This window comes from Lacticaseibacillus rhamnosus (assembly GCF_900636965.1).
GTDB lineage: Bacteria > Bacillota > Bacilli > Lactobacillales > Lactobacillaceae > Lacticaseibacillus > Lacticaseibacillus rhamnosus.
In genome coordinates this window covers 2,492,909-2,510,391 of record NZ_LR134331.1, presented here as the reverse complement: position 1 = coordinate 2,510,391, position 17,483 = coordinate 2,492,909, and the positions used below count along the sequence as shown (strand labels likewise).

Below are 17,483 nucleotides of genomic sequence, written 5' to 3'. Positions count from 1 at the left end.
TTTTGTGGTTTTGAGGTTGGTGGGTTGCGGAGGACATGCTATTAGGGGCAATTAGCATGTCTTGCCGTACTTTCTATAACGCGCTCGCAGTCGCAGAAGTCTGCGTGTAAGGACCTTAAGCGCAATGGCCAAGTGCGGGCCATCACGCTTAAGGCCGCTTACACTCCGACTTCTAAGCGCTCCTGCTCGCGCTCACCCAAAAAGAACCGCGTCCCTTTTTGTGGGGGCGCGGTTCATGATGTTTAGTTTTGTGATCTTACTTCTTGAGAACCTTTTCTGCTAGGGCTTTGACCTCATCGTCGGACATGTCTAGGACTGGTTTCATTTCTTCTTCAGTCTTGATGGTATCACGGCTGTTCTTTTCCATGTAATAATCCCACAGCGCATCACGGACAGGTGCTTCGCTGTTGCTCCAGTCAAATACCTTGTTCATTGGTTCATCGAGAAACAATGTCTTTTCAGGATCTACTGTTGCCATAATGATTACCTCCATGATATAAACTCATTTTTGATACAAATTCATTATAAGCCTTTTGCTGGGCGATGATGCAAATTTTTAGCACTGTTTTTAAAAGAGTGCTAATTCGGCCTATCTGATAGCGCTTAGATGCTGCTGCTATGCGGAATAGCGGCAAGCTTAAAATATTAAAAAAAGATTAAATCTACGCTGGATTCGGTGTGACTTTTTTGGCCGCTCTGTCTCTGAGTTGCTTGAGCTGACCATCGCGCATTTCATATAGCGTATCCACGTCATCCAGCAAACGCGTGTCGTGGGTGATCATGATGACACCGCGCTTGGTTTTGTGGGCAATATCAGCCAGAAGTGCCACGACTTGCAGTGCCCGTTTGGTGTCGAGGCTGGCGGTCGGTTCATCGGCTAAGATAATCTTCGGGTCGTTGTATAACGCACGGGCAATTGCAACCCGCTGTTTTTCGCCACCGGATAAAGCGGACGGATAATTGGTGGTCAGGTCGCTGATACCGAGTAGGTTAAAGAGCTCGGTCATGGAGCGTTTGTGTTGGCGATGATGATTGAAACGGTCTACTAAGGCTAGCTGATCTTTAACGGTCAAAAAAGGAATTAGGTTGCTGGCTTGTAAGATAAAGCCAAACGTATTAAACCGCAGATCGGTCCGCTGACGTTCATTAAAATGCGTGGTGTCCTGACTGTTAATCACAATCTGACCGTCGCTGGGTTGCTGGAGATTGCCGATAATCGTTAACAAAGTTGTTTTACCTGAACCGGATGGCCCGATGACGGCGGCAAATTCACCGGCATGCAGCGTAAAGTCGGTGGGGTGCAAGGCGACTACCGCCGTATGGCCACTGCCGTAAACTTTGCTGACTTGCTTGAGTTGAACTAGTGTGGTCATGTTACTCGCCTCCAATCGCAGCTAAAGGATCAATGTGCAAAATCCGGCGTAGTGAGAATAACCCGCCAACCAGGGACATTAAAATTAAGGCGGCAGCGATCGCGATAAAAAGCGGCGGATTAGCATAAAATGGCATGGCTTTTGGTAAAATAAATTGCGTTAATCCCAACAGTCCGGCACCGATAGCAACGCCGGTGACCGCAAGCATCAGGATTTGCCAGAACAAAGCAGCAATAATTGCCCGCGTGCGAATGCCTTGTGCCCGCATGACCCCGTACATGGCAATTTTTTGAATGGTTAAAATGTACATGAAGATGCCAATGATTAAGAGCATAATGCCAATCATTGCTCCGATCATTAAGGCAAAAGTCGAAGTTTCAGCTGTATAGCCGGGGATGTTTTCGACTAAGGTTGCTTTGGAAATGGATTGGGTCTTGGTCGGGACATTTTTAAACGGCTTTGTACTGATCACCGCGGAGGCCTGTTTAACTTGGCGCTGTCCGAACTTTAGCTGCCGAAAAGTGCCTAAAGTTGTGTAAAATACAGGTACCGTGTAAAAGCGCCGGTCATGCGTCAACCCGACAATCCGATACGTTTGACTGCTGCCGTTTAAAGTGATGCGATCACCTTGGTGCAAACCATAAATGGTCACACTGTCATCCGCGAGCACCTCGTTGTGATGGATTGGCAGGCGTCCGCTTGTGACAGTCGGCTTCAGCTTGCCGTTGAGGTTGATGCCAAAGACGTTACTATTGACTTTCTTATTATTCGCGGTACTTTCCGCTACAACCGCAACTTGACCGAGGACGGCGGTGTGCTTGGTGCTGACTTTGGTGATTTGATCCGCGCTCAATGTCGAACTCAGGAGATTCTTGTTGGCATATTTTGACAGGAGAACGTAATTACCCGGCAATGCGTCAATGGCGGTGCGATTGTTACGCGCTAAACCTGTAGCCAAACCGGTTAGAAAAAAGACCAGATAGGCAATTAAAACAAAGGTCGCCATGACGAGCAGATAGCGGGCTTTGTTGTGAATAATCTCTTTATACGCAAGGAACATCACGATCACCTCCATATTTGATTTTGCACAATCAGTATATCACTTGTTTATCAGTTGATAAATGAAAAGGGCTTGGAAAAATGACACAACGAAATGACCAGAAGAAAGCGACCGTGCAGCGGATCTTAACCGCCGCTCAGGTATTATTTATGAATCACGGTTACACAGCGGTGACCACCCGAATGATCGCTGAAGCGGCTGACGTTCGCCAACCGCTGCTGTATCACTATTTTAAAACCAAAGAGGCCTTGTATCTTGCTGTTGTCATGGCGGTAAGTGAAGACATGGCAAGTAAAATTGCCCATGAACAAATAGATGCCCAAAATTTTGGCAAAAAAGTCAAGCGCCTCGGACATTTACTCACCGATGACAACATGATGAACTTGCAACTCGTCTTACATGATGTCGGGAATTTAAGTTCTAAGGCGCAGGCGGATGTTTTTCAGGCATGGCAAGTCGGCTTGTTGTCGCCGTTAGATCGGTTTTTTAGCACCTTTGACGAACAGCTGGCGCCGACATATCGCGTTCGTGACGTGACCCTCTATTTTTTAACCGTTTTAGCCGCTTATCTGCAACCAACTGTAGGTACCGGTCGCGGGAACACTTTTCAAAATCAATTGTCGCTTGATCGCGCTTTGCAGATGTTTTGTACCGGTGTTTTGCGGCCCGAAGCCAATGGGGAAGGATACGAGGATTGAAGCATCGAGTGGGCTGTTGCAGACACGGTACTAATGGAAGCAGTAAAATTAAAGCACCGTTTTTAAGAAGTATTTGATGTACGCAAGCGCATTTGGGACAAGCAACATCTTGAAGTTAAAAGAACGCGAACTGCGAGTGCAACTTTATAGTAGGATACTGAATTTTACATTGACTTGAGCGCTAATCGTTGGTATTCTAGTAGCTGGTATTGTTTGCCCCACGATAAGCCCCGGAAACTTAACGTGTTCAAACAAGCACAGAATTATGGAGGAAACAAATCGTGCGTACAACATTTTTGGCTAAGCCAGGTGAAATCGAACGTAAATGGTATGTGATCGACGCAACGGATATCGCGTTGGGCCGTTTATCATCTGTCGTTGCTTCGATCTTGCGTGGTAAGAACAAGCCGCAATTCACCCCAAACGTTGATACAGGTGACAATGTGATCGTTATCAACGCTTCTAAGTTAAAGTTGACTGGCAAAAAAGCCTCAGACAAGATTTACTATCGTCACAGTCAGCATCCAGGTGGTTTGAAACATGAAATCGCTGGGGATCTCTTGCGGGACAACCCGGCTCGTCTGGTTGAATACTCTGTTAAGAAGATGCTCCCGACCAAGAACACTCTTGGTCATCAGCAATTCTTGAAGCTTCATGTCTATGCTGGGGAGGAACACCCACATTTGGCACAGAAGCCAGAAGTACTCGACATTTCAAACTTAATCTAAGGAGGCAATTACTGTGGCACAAGTACAATACGCAGGTACAGGTCGTCGCAAGAACTCCGTTGCCCGGGTCCGTTTGGTTCCTGGTACCGGCAAGATCACGATGAACGGTAAAGACGTTCGCGACTACCTTCCATATGAAAACCTGATCACCGATTTAAGCCAACCATTTGGCATCACTGAAACTACAGGCAGCTATGACGTGCTTGTTAACGTTAATGGCGGCGGTTTCTCTGGCCAAGCTGGCGCAACTCGTCACGGCATTGCCCGTGCCTTGTTGACCGTTGATCCTGACTTCCGCGGCCCGCTTAAGAAGGCCGGCATGCTGACCCGTGACCCTCGTATGAAGGAACGGAAGAAGTATGGCTTGAAGAAAGCTCGTAAGGCTAGTCAGTTCTCCAAGCGTTAATTCGCCGAGAGCGACCGGCAAAACGGTGCATGTTATATGCATCAACTTTGGAACCACCTGGACAGTTATCTGTTCGGGTGGTTTTTTTGCTGTCCAAAATACGTTTCATTTTTAGGAGATTTGGAAACTTTCGCGGTTTACTTGCAAATTTATCATTTTGATCCAGCGCCTAGCAATTGAAGAGCAAAATTAACGATTGATAAATTTTAGCTTAACCCTTATGATGAAAAGCATGTGTTTGTTCAAAGAAATTTCACGGTGTCCTTTTAGTGATAGGCGTCTGAAGTCAGCGTGATTGATCGCGAACAATGACGACAATTCAATCTGGCGAGGTCATTAAAATGATAAGTGCATTACATACAAATACCATCGAATATTCGGACAGCGAGGAATTGCATTATGATTAAGCGAATGCAAAACGCGCTCCCTTTGCTTCTTGGATACGGCTTTTCCTTACTGGGCGACATGGTCTATATCTACGGGATGAACTGGTTCTTAGTTGAGCAAACGCATCAAACAGAACTTTTGGGATTGATTAACGGTATCAGCGGCATGGTCCTTATCGCTGCCAATGTTTTTGCTGGCCCGATTGTTGACTCGTTTAACCGCAAACATATGATGATTTTTGCTGATCTGTTAAGCGGCCTGACCTGTTTCATGTGCGCCTTTTTGCTTCGCGATGTTGTGGCAGGCAAACTGCTATTGATTCTGACGAGTTCGGTGCTTAACGTTTCGTTGGCATTTAATTCGCCGTCAGCAAAAGCCGTTGTGCCTAATGTCATTCATGAAAGCCAAATCGAGCCTTTTAATTCGGTTCAAAATACGTTGTCAAGTACGATCAAAGTGGTTGGCCCGTTGGTTGGCGCATTGTTATTGAAGCTTCACAGTAACATTAATGGCTTTATTTTAATCAATGGGGTTTCGTTTGTTTTGTCCGCTTTATTAATCTCAACCATCCGGTATACCGAAAAAAACAATCATAAAGAAAAATTGCAGATCTTGCCCAAATTAAAGTCTGGCATGGCGTATGTACGAAAGAAAGAAACGATCTTGGGGTTGCTGATATTAATTGCCACGATTAATTTTTTCGCTGAAGCTTACACGCTTTCACTACCATATTTGGTCAAGGTTTCGTTAGATTTAAATGGTGATTGGTATAGCGCAGTGATCAGTATCGAGGCGATTGGCGGCATTGCCGGAGGCTTGTTGTTGGCACTGTTTAACCAAAAAAGTGGGAAGAATGGTTACTACATAGATGTACTTTTGCTTGCGTTGTCCATTCTCATTCCCGGGATCTTTAGAGTTTATCCTGCGTTACTTTTTGCCGCGTTTATCAATGGCTTCTTTGGTACGAGATTCAATGCCAAGGTATTCACCGCGCTACAGATAATCACCGAGAATGATTATCTGGGTCGCGTTTTTTCAATCTTGTTTATTTTTAGTGCGCTTTTGATCCCACCAGCTGACTTTTTATTTGGCCGTGTGATTCCAATCTTGGGGTGGAATGCCTTGATCCTTAGTGCGATTGGGCTGGCGTTGTCGTCATTGCTTATTTGGATGCGATTTATTCGAAAGCTAGACTAGTGATGTCGAGACTGTTTTTGGTACAAAAGGACGACATGCTTTACGGCGGTGTTATTTTGGGTGTAAATTATGATTTAATCATTTATCGAATGGTATATGTATGTGAAAATTTGCTCCAAAACTTGTACAAAGCAATCCTGTTGTTGGCGCTTATTTTTACTGCGAATGGTGACTTTTGCTTTTAACAAACGTGAACCTTGGGTGATATCAGGGGGTGGCCGTTATGGGACAAGCCGGCAACTGGCGCTATGTACTTGCTAAATTTATTGGCAAATATCGCTTCAAGTTCGGAGCCTTATTGGGCGGGCTGTGTTTGGTCGAAATCGTTTATGTGGTCGGTATTTCATTGCTGCCGCCGCTCGCAGTCATTTTGTTACAAACCAAGCAGTTGAATGTCGGGTTGACGATATTAGTTATCTTTATTTCTGGTGTTATTGTCTATGGTATCAGAATTTTGGATCTATTCTTGCAGCAGCGCCTGTCAATATTGACGTTTGATTTCCGTTTTGATTATGTACCGGTGTTTTCGGAGCATATTTTCGGCTGGGATCAGCGCTTGATTGATTCGGTGGCGGGAAAAACGGTCATCGATCAGGCGTATGAAGCTATCTATAATGGGGCTAATGTTGGTATCGGGGCGGTTGTCGATCAGACTATTATTTTGGTGCGCACGGGTTGTCAGATTGCGGTGTTACTGGTGATGATGGGGACACTGAGTTTTTGGCCGGCTGCAGTGGTTTTTGGACTTAATGTCTTGCAGTACCTGTTTCAGCGGTTGAGTAATCAGTGGTATTTCAAGCATAAAGAAAGCCAGAATCGTATCACTAGTTATCAAAATTATTTTGTTCGAACGTTGATGAAGCGTTCGACCGGCAAAGATATTCGCTTGTTTGCGATGCTTGGGGTTTTCCACCAGCACTTTAGCGATTTAATTCAGCGCTTAGTGGCATGGCAGCGACATTATGCCAATATCACGTTAATGGTGAATCTCGGTCAGCGTATCGTGAATGTCGGCGGCCTAGCGCTGTCATTACTGATTTTGCTGGCAACCCGTAATATTTCTGTTGCCAGTCTGCTGTTTTTCATCACGGCGATTCAAACGCTTAATTCTAACTTTGGTCAACTCAGAGATGCGTATGCGGCGGTAGGGAAAAATCTGGTATTTGTCGATAACTTTCGAAAATTTATGGCATTTCCCTATCGCCACCACCAACGAAAAAATACCGATCATTTTAGCGGCTCTGGCGCAATCAACGTGACGCATGTGGATTATCAAGTCAACAAGACGCCTATTTTGCACGATGCCAATCTTTCCATTGCCCCAGGTGAGTTAATCGCAATCGTAGGGGAAAATGGTGCCGGCAAGTCGACACTCATCAAATTGCTTTGCGGACTTTACGTGCCAACAGCCGGATCGGTTGTCATGGATGGCCAAGCAATTTCGGACTGGACGCCTGCCGCTATTCAGCGTCGGGTGGCCGTTGAGTTTCAAGATGACGTGATACTTCACTTCACCATTGCAGAAAACGTTGCTTGCACCACACCTGAAAAGATCGACTTGGGTCGGGTTAAAACGGTGCTTGATGAAGTGGGGTTAGGTACTTTTGTCGCTGGGCTTCCTCAAGGCGTGCAGACTTTTATCGGTAACGAATTGGCGGATGATGGGATTCAATTGTCAGGCGGGCAAAAAGAGAAACTGTTATTTGCCCGTGTACTGTATCGTCAAGCCGACTTCAATATTCTTGATGAACCGACAGCCGCGCTTGATCCTTTGAGTGAGAAACAATTTTACGATTTAATCGATGAAAAACTCGTCAATAAAACCACGATTATTGTCGCTCATCGGCTTGGTGCGCTTGCGGTTCGGAATGTCAAAATCTTTGTGATGAAAGACGGAACCGTGGTGGCAGCGGGAACGCATCATTGGCTTCTGGAAAATTCTGCTGATTATCGCGCTTTATGGGAAGCACAGCGTTCAATGTACGTTGGAGGTGGCGATCATGAAACAGCTTAAAGACCAGCTCCAAGAAGCCTTGGCAACAGGACGCTTGATTGCTCGGTTTGGGAAAAGCCTTTTTGTGCTGGCAGTATTCACGAGCACACTGAACGCCATTGCGCCGCTTCTGATTATTCTGGGTAATACCCAAATCATTAATGCTATTTTGGCAGGTCATCTAGAAACGGTACCGACACTTATTGGCTATTTTTATGGGATGGCTGGCGGGGCTTACCTGATGGCTGTATGCATTCAGCGCTATTTGGAAGTCAAAACGCTTCAGGCCAATGAGCAGCTAAAACTGGCAATGTATGAAGCTTGGGAGCAGGTTGATTTTCAAACACTTGAGACTCAGCGCTATTTTGCCAAGATGATGAAAAGTGAGGCGTCATTTCGTTACTCAGGCGGGATTCCGGTTTTCTTTAGCCAATTACAAAACCTGATTCAAGGGGTTGTGACCGTGATTGTCGGTTTAGGCTTGATTAGTTGGCTGGTGGTTGCCGGGACGACACGCAGTCAAGAGATTACCGCGGTAGTTTTAGTGACGGTTCTTACATTATTTTTGGGCGAAGCATTGCTCATTCACGTCTATCAATCTCTGACGCGCACAAGTTTTAAGTTGTTCAAGGATTTGATGGGCTTGGAAAGAAAAATGAACTATTTTCTGATGAATGTCGTCAACGCCTATGAAGGACTTAAGTCTATTAAGATGTGGGGGTTAGGTACGCCGATTCAACAACGCTATCGAGCAACGTGGACTGAGGAAAAGACTGCCAATCATAAGCTGGTAGTTAACGACAGTGGTTCGCAAATGATCACTGCTTTAATGGCGGCGTTTGCGACGATGGCTTTGTTTCTATTAATTGTGTTTAAAATTTATCGCGGCTTGTTGCCGGTGGGGCAGCTTAATACCTTATTTGGCAGCGTGGTTCAAATGACCAGTGCTGCTAGTTTGATCGTAGCGACTTGGCAACGATTCCTGCGCTTTGAGAATCAGATGGGGTACGTCAATGAGATCTTGACCACTAACGGCCAAACAACAACGCCAACAAGTGAGACCCCGCCAGTTCAGCGTCAAAATACCATTGTTTTTGATCATGTTTCGTTTGCCTACCCGGATGGCGAGGAGGTCTTGCATGATATCTCCTTTACCCTCGACTTAACCGGTGTGACTGCGTTGATTGGTGTAAATGGCAGTGGCAAGACCACCTTAGTCAAATTGTTGCTGGGACTTTATCAACCGACTGCCGGGAAAATCTTATTTAACGGTCATGATATTGCTGAAATATCAGCGGCTGCTTACTTAGGACTATTCAAAGTAGTATTCCAAGACTATGCCATTTTTGATTTTACAATTGCTGAAAATATTACTGCCAGCACTCAACCAGATACGGATCGGCTCGCACAGGTGATGGCAGCCAATGGGATTGACAGTTTGGTGGCGCACTTGCCAAAACAAGCCGCCACTGAAATCGGAAGTTATCAGCAAGACAACTTTCAACCCAGCGGCGGGCAACGCCAACAGCTTGCAGTGGCTAGAGCACAGTACAAGCGAGGCATTTATCAAATCCTTGATGAACCTTCCGCGGCGATGGACCCGTTAAAAGAGTTGGCTTTATTTACAAAAATCAAACGGCTGTCTAAGGAAACCCCGTCACTATTCATTACGCATCGTATCGGCGCGGTGACATTAGCCAATCAAATTATTTTATTAAAAGCTGGACGAATTGACGATATCGGAACGCGAGAAGAGCTTCTTCAACGTTCGGCCTATTTCCGCGAATTATGGCAGAGCCAAGCTGAATTGTATGGTGATGTGCATGTGCTGCGAGATAGATAAGGCGCTAACATTTGACGTTGATTAATGGCTTTTCTTTCCGCTTTGTGATACGTGTAATACATGGTATACCTCAAGGGGCAGAAGGAGGCGATTATGATGGATGTGAAAGTTGTAAAACGTGGAAACTCGTTAGCTTTATCACTTCCGAGCAGTGCGGGTTTCAAACGAGGCGAGGCGTTTTTGCTGATTTCAGATGAAAAAGGTGGTTATCTGTTGATCCCAAAGGTAAAAAATCCCTATACCAAAGCAAAACCATTATCATTCCATCAAGAAGAAGCTTGGCCGGATTTTGACTATGAGGATATTGAATAATGACATATAAGGCTAAGCAAGGTGATGTGGTGTGGCTTGATTTTGATCCGTCCGAGGGTCATGAAATTAGAAAAAGATGCCCAGCTGTTGTTTTAAGCAGTAACGCATACAATCGTGCAACCGGATTTGTGATTGTCGCACCAATTACCTCAACAATTCGGACACTACCTGGTTATGTTGATATTGTATCCAATAAAATTCGTGGTCAGGTTGTCACTTCGCAGGTTTATTCTCTGGATGTCACTGAACAAGGCAACCGAAAAATCGATTTTATTGAAAGAATGAACATTGAAGATTTTTATACAGTCGCTCAATTCACCAAAATGAATTTTGATTTTAAATTTTAGTTTTCGTTACAGTGACTGTGACCGTACAAAGTCCATCAACATCAAATATGTTTGAATTGTCAGTAAATGGCTATCAGGTGAATGGATTGACTTTTCCTAATACTCGAATTAGCATAGGGTTAATTCAAAATCGTTAAAGACGCAAGGAAGAGTAACAGTGATTTCGGTCCGCAGAGAATCCGGCTGGTGGAAAAGGATGACTGCAAACACTGTGAAGATGAGCTTTGCCATGTCACTAGCTTGTTAACGCAGACTAGTCGGTCGGAGCCGTTAACTTTCCGGACCTCGAAAGATCATGAATTTCGGCGTCGTTGAGGCATTGCTTGTGAAGGTAATGTAAATTTGGGTGGTACCGCGCTGCAGCATTCGTCCCTTGGCAAAACAGGGATGGATGCTGTTTTTTGAGTGAGCGCGAGCCAGCCCGGTTAGAAACCGGAGTGTAAGCGGCCTCAGTTGCAATGGCCGGTCTTTGGCCATTGCGACTGAGGTCCTTACACGCAGGTTTCTGGGCTGGCGAGCGCGTTAATGTGAGCGCGAGCCGGCGCGTTTAGAAGTCGGAGTGTAAGTGGCCTCAGGCGTGATGGCCGGTCTTTGGCCATTGCGCCTGAGGTCCTTACACGCAGGTTTCTGGGCTGGCGAGCGCGTTATGGGAGTAAGCCGGAACATAAGCGGCCTCAGTCACAATGGCCGAGCTTTAGCCATTGCAACTAAGGCCCTTACACGCAAATTTCTGCACCAGGAATCGCGTTATAGAACGCAAAGTCGCCCCCAAAACCAACCGAAAAACAGAACTCCCTCCCGCCTAAAAAAGCAGCCAGCACACCCCCAGAAAGTGAGGAATAGCCATGAACTTCATCATCGATCCCAAAGTACTAGCACTAGGCGTCAAAATCCGCGGCGTTGAGCTAACCGGCATCGACAATCACCACTACCCGCAAGCTCTAAAACAAGCCATTTCCACAGAGATTGCAACGGTTTTGGAAACATTGAATCGCGATCAGATTAAGCAGGATCCGATTATTCAGGGCTTTTGGGACTTGCATCGCGCTGTTCATCTGCCTAAGCGCAACAACACCCCGGCGCCAGCAACATTATTGAAGCTAATTTTGAAACGCGGGGAGCTTGTACCCATTAATCCAGTGGTTGACTTATACAACCTCATTTCGATTCAAAGTCACCTTGCACTTGGCGCCCACGATATTGAACACATTGATGGCAATGTCAATTTACGGCTGACTGATGGCACCGAGCGCTTCGTTCCCATCGGTGCAGACGACCAGCCGGAACCGGTTAAAGCAGGCGAGTATGCTTATGTTGATGACAGCAACGAAATCATTTGCCACTTAGAAACCCGGCAAGTGGAAAAAACGAAAGTGACGCCTGAAACCACCCATCTTTATTACATCGCCCAAGGAAATGAAAACACAAGCCAAGCGTTGGTTGACCAAACGGCCCAACGCGTGATTGACTTAACAACCAAATATTTAGGTGGTCAAGGCAAACTGCTTAATTGATCTTGCTGAGGAAATTTGCTTCACCGGCTTCTTTTTAAATGACGCCAATTGTTATCAATGGCCCATTTTTCTTTTTAAAAATACATCTGATCCACGGGAATGCTCGCTTTTAACTGTTATTGACAGTGAAGCGGGCGTTTTTTCATGCCGTTTTCGTCACGAACTCTTCAAACTTGCTTAAGTCAGCTTTAAGTTACCGCTACTAGTATGAACATCATCAACTTAAGGGAGATGGCGCTGATGCAAGAAGTCACGACACTGACGCAGGAGCCGAAAAAACGGGTTAAACCGTCTGTGAATTGGTTAAAGATCCTGCCTTGGCTGGTACCGCTCGCGTTCCTGATGAGCTGGCAGGCGGCGGTCAGTTTTAACTGGGTGACGAGTTCCTTGATTCCCGCACCGTCAACGGTCATTCAAGACGGAATCTCGCTGTGGCAAAGCGGTGAATTGCCAAAGAATATTGCCATTAGTCTTTATCGAGCCACGGCTGGGTTTGCGATTGGCGGTAGTGTCGGCTTCGCACTCGGCCTGATCAACGGGTTAGTCAAACCGATTCGTGCTTTGCTTGATAGTCCGATTCAAATGTTGCGGAATATCCCGCACCTTTCCTTAATTCCGCTCATGATTATCTTAATGGGCATTGGCGAACCGGCCAAGATTGCGTTGGTTGCCATCGGGGTTATGTTCCCGATGTATATCAACACGTATCAAGGCATTGTCGGCGCAGATCCGGAGTTATTGGAAATGGGCCGTGCTTATGGCTTATCCCGACGCGCATTGTTCACCCGCGTTGTTTTCCCGGGTGCCTTAGCCAATATTCTTATGGGCGTGCGGTATGCGCTAGGGGTGATGTGGACAACCTTGATTGTTGCCGAAACGATCTCCGCCACATCCGGCTTAGGCTACATGGCCACCAATGCACAGGAACTTATGCGGATGGATACCGTGTTACTTTGCATTTTGATTTACGCCTTACTGGGCAAGCTCTCCGATATGATCGCAAAAAGCTTGGAGCGCCTATTCCTCGGTTGGCGGCAAGGAGGGACTGAAAATGACTAACCCAATCGTCAAACTTCAACATATTGAAAAAGTCTATGGTGATAAAACCGTTCTTCATGACATTCAACTCAATCTTTATCCCGGCGAATTTTTAGCACTAGTCGGGATGAGTGGCGGCGGTAAAAGTACGATTCTGCGCTTAATCGCCGGACTTGAAGCCCCGACTGCTGGCAAACTGACGCGCGCAAACGACTTGGTAATGCGCGTGATGTTCCAAAATGATCGGCTTTTACCATGGTTAACCAATCTCGATAATGTTTCGTTCAAAAATCATGATCCGGCAGTGGTTAAGGAGGCTAAGTCACTGTTAAAAGCAGTCGGTTTGGCCGATAAAAGTGATGGCTATCCGGCACAACTGTCTGGTGGTCAAAAACAACGCTTGGCATTAGCACGAGCATTGTTGGCCAAGCCCCAACTGCTCTTGCTTGATGAACCGCTGGGCGCCTTGGATGCATTGACCCGTCAACGGATGCAAGATCTCATCTTACACATTTTCACTACCCAAAAGCTGAGTACGATGTTGATCACGCATGATGTTAATGAAGCGGCGCGGATGGCAGATCGGATTATCGTGGTTAAAGATGGTCAGTTGGTCGCTGAAACAGCGGGTGCTCGTGGTGAGTCACCAGAAGTTATTGCCCAAACGGCAGCGCGGGTATTGAAGGCCATTTTAGCAGAGCCGGTGACCGTATGAAACAGGTACAGGCAACAGCGAATGCTACGACGGCAAAGCCAACTAAGCATCGCTACCTTTATGAGATTGACTTAATGCGATTGATCTTCATTGCCGGCGTTTTGTTGAACCACACCACCACGGCATTTCAACATCAAATGTCTTCTGGTTTTGCCAGCACGGCTTTGCTCGCCACCCACCTCATGATTCACTTCACACGCATGGGCTTCATGTTCATGACGGGGCTGGTGCTGACGATGGTCTACTACTCCCGGCAACGTAACTGGCCGCGGTTCTTCAAAAAACGCTTCACAACAGTTGGCGTTCCCTATGTCTTGTGGAACACAATCTTAATGATCAGCGCCGTGCTACTGGGTATTGGCGGGTTCACCGTTGCCAACTTCTGGCCGGATTATCTCAGTGCCTTATTGCATGGTGATCAATTTTATCTGTATTACGTCTTGGTAACCTTACAACTGTATCTGTTATTTCCGGCGATGCTTTGGCTATTCAAAAGAACGGAGAAGCATCACGGCGCCTTGTTGCTAGCTAGTTTTACTTTGCAGTTACTCATCGTCGCAGGTATCAAGTACGGCCTGCCGCATGTCGACACGAGCCACTGGTTATGGTGGTTTAGAGCATATGGCGTCAATGTTGTGACCTACCAATTCTTCTTCATTGCCGGTGGTTTATTCAGCCTACACGCCCAAGCGGTTAAAACCTGGTTAATGTCCCATCAGCGCCTGATCGGCTGGAGCACCTTGTTTCTCAGCTTAGGAACAGTTGGTCTTTATGGCTTCAACAAACAGATTCTTGGACTGACTCACAGTGCTGCGGTTTCACCTCATCAGCCGTATATGTTGGTATATGACGTGGTGATGATTGCCTTTGTTGCCATCCTTGGTCAAAAGTATGCCAGCTGGCACGCCAAACAGCCAACGCACTGGATTGCTCGTTTGGTTGGTCATGGCGCACAAGTTTCGTTTGGTGTCTATCTTTGCCAAACCATTGCCATCACGCTATTAGGTGGTGTCTTGGGACTGGTTCATCTTAGTAATCTCATGTTAATGCTGCTGTTGCCGCTGGGTTATCTCAGCATTCTCGGCATTTCCTTTGCCATCGCTTGGTTTTGTTACAAAGTTTCCCCGTTTGGATGGCTCATTGGTCGTCCGCAGTCATTGTTGTTAGCTACGAAAGGAGTCCTGAATCATGAGCAAACTCACCGATCAGTTATCTCAGAATCTCATCAATCATCGTGATTACCCGTTAGTCAAATCCGTTGAGGCCAATACTTGGTACACCGGACGCGATTTGGAAGAAGATGTTGCCGCGTTACGTGATCAGTTTGCTGAGCAGAAAATTGGCGCAGGTGACCAAGTCTTAATTGCTTTACCGAATTCGCCGGTCTTTTTACCGCTTAATCAGGCGCTCTGGGAAATTGGGGCTGTTGCTCATCCGATTGCTGCCAAAACCCCGCTACCGGAATTGTTGGCAGAATGGGAAACCTACCACTATCAAGCCGTCATCACATTGCCAGCAGTGGGTAAATCCTTAGAAGCCCCGTTAGTTCCATGGGAGAAAGTGCAACTGCATACCATTTCCGAGTTGGCAATCCTGACCGATGCGAGTCAGTTGGCTTATCGGATTAATGCCCCTCAAGCACGACCACAAGAGGACGACTTGGCATTAATCCTCAACACTTCCGGGACCACGGGCAAACCTAAACGAGTCGGCTTGACGCACCGGATGTTATTAAATGCTGCGCTTCATGATGCCAAGAGTCACGAACTATCGCCGGATGATACCGCGATGGTGGTCATGCCGATGTTTCATATTAATGCCCAGGTCATCTCGGTACTTGCTACTAGGTTGTCAGGCGGTAAGCTGGTGATTGCGCCGAAGTTTTCCGCCTCGGGATTCTGGCCGACGATTGAAACCAATCATGTCACGTGGGTCTCGGTGGTTCCGACGATCATTTCAATCTTGCTGATGAATCAACAGGCGTTAGCGGCTTATCACAGCAACATTCATTTACGCTTTGTCCGCAGCTCGTCCTTTGCATTACCAGAAGATAAACTGGTCGCCTTTCAGTCGCATTTTCACACTCAGGTTCTGGAAGGCTACGGCATGACTGAGACGGCTAGTCAAAGTACGCTTAATCCGATTCATGCCCCGAAAATCGGTTCAGCCGGTAAGCCGGTGGGGACTGAGTTGCGAATCAAATTAGCGGATGGCACCTTTACCAAAAAGCCATTTGTTGAAGGCGAAATCGTTCTGCGTGGCGATCACGTTATTCATGATTATCTTGAGCCACACCCGGAATCTTTTGAAAATGGCTGGTTTCTAACCGGCGACCTCGGATATCTGGATCAGGATGGGTATCTGTTTGTCAAAGGCCGACGCAAAGAAATGATTAACCGCGGTGGTGAAAAAGTGGCCCCAGCCAAAGTCGAAAATGTTCTAAACGAACTGGACTGGGTTGCCCAAGTGGCGGTTATCGGCTTACCGGATAATTTATATGGTGAAGCGGTCACAGCCGTTGTCATTCGCCAAGATGCCACGGAAGACCCGCAAAAGGCCAAGCTTGATTTACTCAATTTTGCCCGTCGACATTTAGCCGCTTATGAATGCCCAACCGAAGTCGTTTTTGTCAAAGCTTTTCCGGTGAATGCTACTGGTAAGGTGCTGCGGCCGAAACTCCGCAAACAATTAATGCAAGGCGGGAAGCTATATGAAGCGTAAGTTACGACTGGTTTTATTGTTAGTGGGCTTAGTTGCTTGGCTGAGCGTGGCGGTTTACGGTTATACTCAAACCACCACGGCATCGAGCAACCTTGAGACCGTCACGATTGGCTATCAAAAAGCCGATCCTGTCGACATTGCCCGGCAGCGCGGCGAATTAGCCAAAAAGTTGAAAGCTAAAGGCTATCAGGTTGAGTTCAAGGAGTTCTCTGACGGGGCAGCCTTGATGACGGCACTTAAAAGCGGTGCCATCGACTATGCGCGGGTCGGGGATACGCCGCCTGTAACTGCCAAAGCAACTGGCACGGACATTGCACTAATTGCCGCTGGGGCCACCAAAGAATATGGTAGTGGTATTTTGGTTGGTAAAAATAGCGGCATCACCAGTCTTGAGCAATTAAAGGGCAAGACCATTGCGTATCAAAAAGGCACTGCCGCCCAGTACCTTATCATCCAGGCGCTCAAGAAAGCCGGACTCAGCACCAGTGATGTGAAACTGGTGAACATGGATCAAAGTTCGGCCTCGGTTGCATTTGCTAAAGGTAGCGTCGATGCATGGGTTACCTGGGATCCATATACGTCAACGGCCCAAGTCAATCAAGGTGCTAAGCTGTTGACCAACGGCACCGGCTTGACCAAGAACCGTGATTTCCTGATTTCAACCCAGAGCTATGCCAAGACCCATACATCATTAAGTAAGTTACTGACGACTGAACTAAATGACGATATGACTTGGGCCAATAGCCATCATACGCAACTCATTGCGATGCTCAGTAAAACCCTGAATCTCTCCGATGAAGTGATTAAAAAGATGGTAGAACGGCGCACCTATTCCATGACGCTGATTAGTGCCAACAGTAGCATTGTGGCAGAAGAAAACGCCATTGCCGATGTGTTTTATCAGGATGGGGTTATCACGACGAAGGTTGATATGAAGACAACTTTGGTCAGCGATTCCAATTAAAACCAGCTAGATGATTCAGTCGGCAACAACCATAACGCGTTCACCAGCTCAGGGATCTGCGTGTAAGGACGCTTACACTCCGACTTCTAATCGCGCCGGCTCGCTCTCACCACACAAAAAACCAGCTCGACAGTCAATTGCTGCCTAGCTGGTTTTTGTTTAATGTAAAATTGACAAAAGTCGTGAA

General features: G+C 46.7%; 17 protein-coding genes. 14 read left to right on the top strand and 3 right to left on the bottom strand.

Annotated features, from left to right (window positions below; all coding sequences use genetic code 11):
- Positions 1 to 256: 256 nt before the first annotated feature.
- The 3 genes from EL173_RS12590 to EL173_RS12580 form a co-directional block, all read right to left on the bottom strand.
- Positions 257 to 478, bottom strand: coding sequence for a P8 family protein (locus EL173_RS12590; protein ID WP_005686763.1), 222 nt, complete (start codon positions 476 to 478; stop codon positions 257 to 259).
- A gap of 184 nt (positions 479 to 662) precedes the next feature.
- Positions 663 to 1,373 (bottom strand): ABC transporter ATP-binding protein, encoded by a 711-nt coding sequence (locus EL173_RS12585; protein ID WP_005692137.1) that lies wholly within the window; start codon positions 1,371 to 1,373, stop codon positions 663 to 665.
- Position 1,374: 1 nt separating this feature from the next.
- Complete coding sequence (locus EL173_RS12580) at positions 1,375 to 2,433, bottom strand: ABC transporter permease (protein WP_014571592.1); 1,059 nt, start codon at positions 2,431 to 2,433, stop codon at positions 1,375 to 1,377.
- Positions 2,434 to 2,513: 80 nt separating this feature from the next.
- On the opposite strand from EL173_RS12580, the gene EL173_RS12575 reads away from it, so the two are divergent.
- The 14 genes from EL173_RS12575 to EL173_RS12500 all read left to right on the top strand — a co-directional run bounded on the left by EL173_RS12575 (position 2,514) and on the right by EL173_RS12500 (position 17,296).
- Positions 2,514 to 3,131: a TetR/AcrR family transcriptional regulator gene (locus tag EL173_RS12575; RefSeq protein ID WP_005692141.1), complete on the top strand. Its 618-nt coding sequence runs from the start codon at positions 2,514 to 2,516 to the stop codon at positions 3,129 to 3,131.
- A 281-nt stretch (positions 3,132 to 3,412) separates the two neighbouring features.
- Positions 3,413 to 3,859 (top strand): 50S ribosomal protein L13, encoded by a 447-nt coding sequence (gene rplM, locus EL173_RS12570; RefSeq protein WP_005686771.1) that lies wholly within the window; start codon positions 3,413 to 3,415, stop codon positions 3,857 to 3,859.
- 13 nt (positions 3,860 to 3,872) lie between these two features.
- Entirely contained in the window at positions 3,873 to 4,265 is a 393-nt protein-coding gene (rpsI, locus tag EL173_RS12565) for a 30S ribosomal protein S9 (RefSeq protein ID WP_003567483.1), read from the top strand.
- Positions 4,266 to 4,664: 399 nt separating this feature from the next.
- Positions 4,665 to 5,849 (top strand): MFS transporter, encoded by a 1,185-nt coding sequence (locus tag EL173_RS12560; protein ID WP_019728459.1) that lies wholly within the window; start codon positions 4,665 to 4,667, stop codon positions 5,847 to 5,849.
- A gap of 223 nt (positions 5,850 to 6,072) precedes the next feature.
- Entirely contained in the window at positions 6,073 to 7,863 is a 1,791-nt protein-coding gene (locus EL173_RS12555) for an ABC transporter ATP-binding protein (RefSeq protein WP_015764722.1), read from the top strand.
- Complete coding sequence (locus EL173_RS12550) at positions 7,850 to 9,685, top strand: ATP-binding cassette domain-containing protein (protein WP_015764721.1); 1,836 nt, start codon at positions 7,850 to 7,852, stop codon at positions 9,683 to 9,685. The genes EL173_RS12555 and EL173_RS12550 overlap by 14 nt, the downstream gene beginning before the upstream one ends.
- A 93-nt stretch (positions 9,686 to 9,778) precedes the next feature.
- Positions 9,779 to 9,997, top strand: coding sequence for a type II toxin-antitoxin system PemI/MazE family antitoxin (gene mazE / locus EL173_RS12545; protein WP_020752297.1), 219 nt, complete (start codon positions 9,779 to 9,781; stop codon positions 9,995 to 9,997).
- Positions 9,997 to 10,344, top strand: coding sequence for a type II toxin-antitoxin system PemK/MazF family toxin (locus tag EL173_RS12540; RefSeq protein ID WP_005692155.1), 348 nt, complete (start codon positions 9,997 to 9,999; stop codon positions 10,342 to 10,344). Before mazE ends, EL173_RS12540 begins: the two co-directional genes overlap by 1 nt.
- A gap of 845 nt (positions 10,345 to 11,189) precedes the next feature.
- Positions 11,190 to 11,858 carry a B3/B4 domain-containing protein gene (locus EL173_RS12525; protein ID WP_005692157.1) on the top strand — a complete coding sequence of 223 codons (669 nt, stop codon included), beginning with the start codon at positions 11,190 to 11,192 and terminating at the stop codon, positions 11,856 to 11,858.
- A 240-nt stretch (positions 11,859 to 12,098) separates the two neighbouring features.
- Positions 12,099 to 12,917 (top strand): ABC transporter permease subunit, encoded by an 819-nt coding sequence (locus EL173_RS12520; protein ID WP_014571588.1) that lies wholly within the window; start codon positions 12,099 to 12,101, stop codon positions 12,915 to 12,917.
- The gene (locus EL173_RS12515) at positions 12,910 to 13,611 is read left to right on the top strand and encodes an ABC transporter ATP-binding protein (RefSeq protein ID WP_005692159.1); all 702 of its coding nucleotides are present in this window, start codon (positions 12,910 to 12,912) and stop codon (positions 13,609 to 13,611) included. Before EL173_RS12520 ends, EL173_RS12515 begins: the two co-directional genes overlap by 8 nt.
- Positions 13,608 to 14,849, top strand: coding sequence for an acyltransferase (locus EL173_RS12510; protein ID WP_005692160.1), 1,242 nt, complete (start codon positions 13,608 to 13,610; stop codon positions 14,847 to 14,849). Before EL173_RS12515 ends, EL173_RS12510 begins: the two co-directional genes overlap by 4 nt.
- Positions 14,800 to 16,332, top strand: a complete 1,533-nt coding sequence (locus EL173_RS12505) for an AMP-binding protein (RefSeq protein WP_005692161.1) — start codon at positions 14,800 to 14,802, stop codon at positions 16,330 to 16,332. Before EL173_RS12510 ends, EL173_RS12505 begins: the two co-directional genes overlap by 50 nt.
- On the top strand, positions 16,322 to 17,296 hold the full coding sequence (locus EL173_RS12500; protein ID WP_005687795.1) for an aliphatic sulfonate ABC transporter substrate-binding protein: 975 nt from the start codon (positions 16,322 to 16,324) through the stop codon (positions 17,294 to 17,296). Before EL173_RS12505 ends, EL173_RS12500 begins: the two co-directional genes overlap by 11 nt.
- Positions 17,297 to 17,483 lie beyond the last annotated feature (187 nt).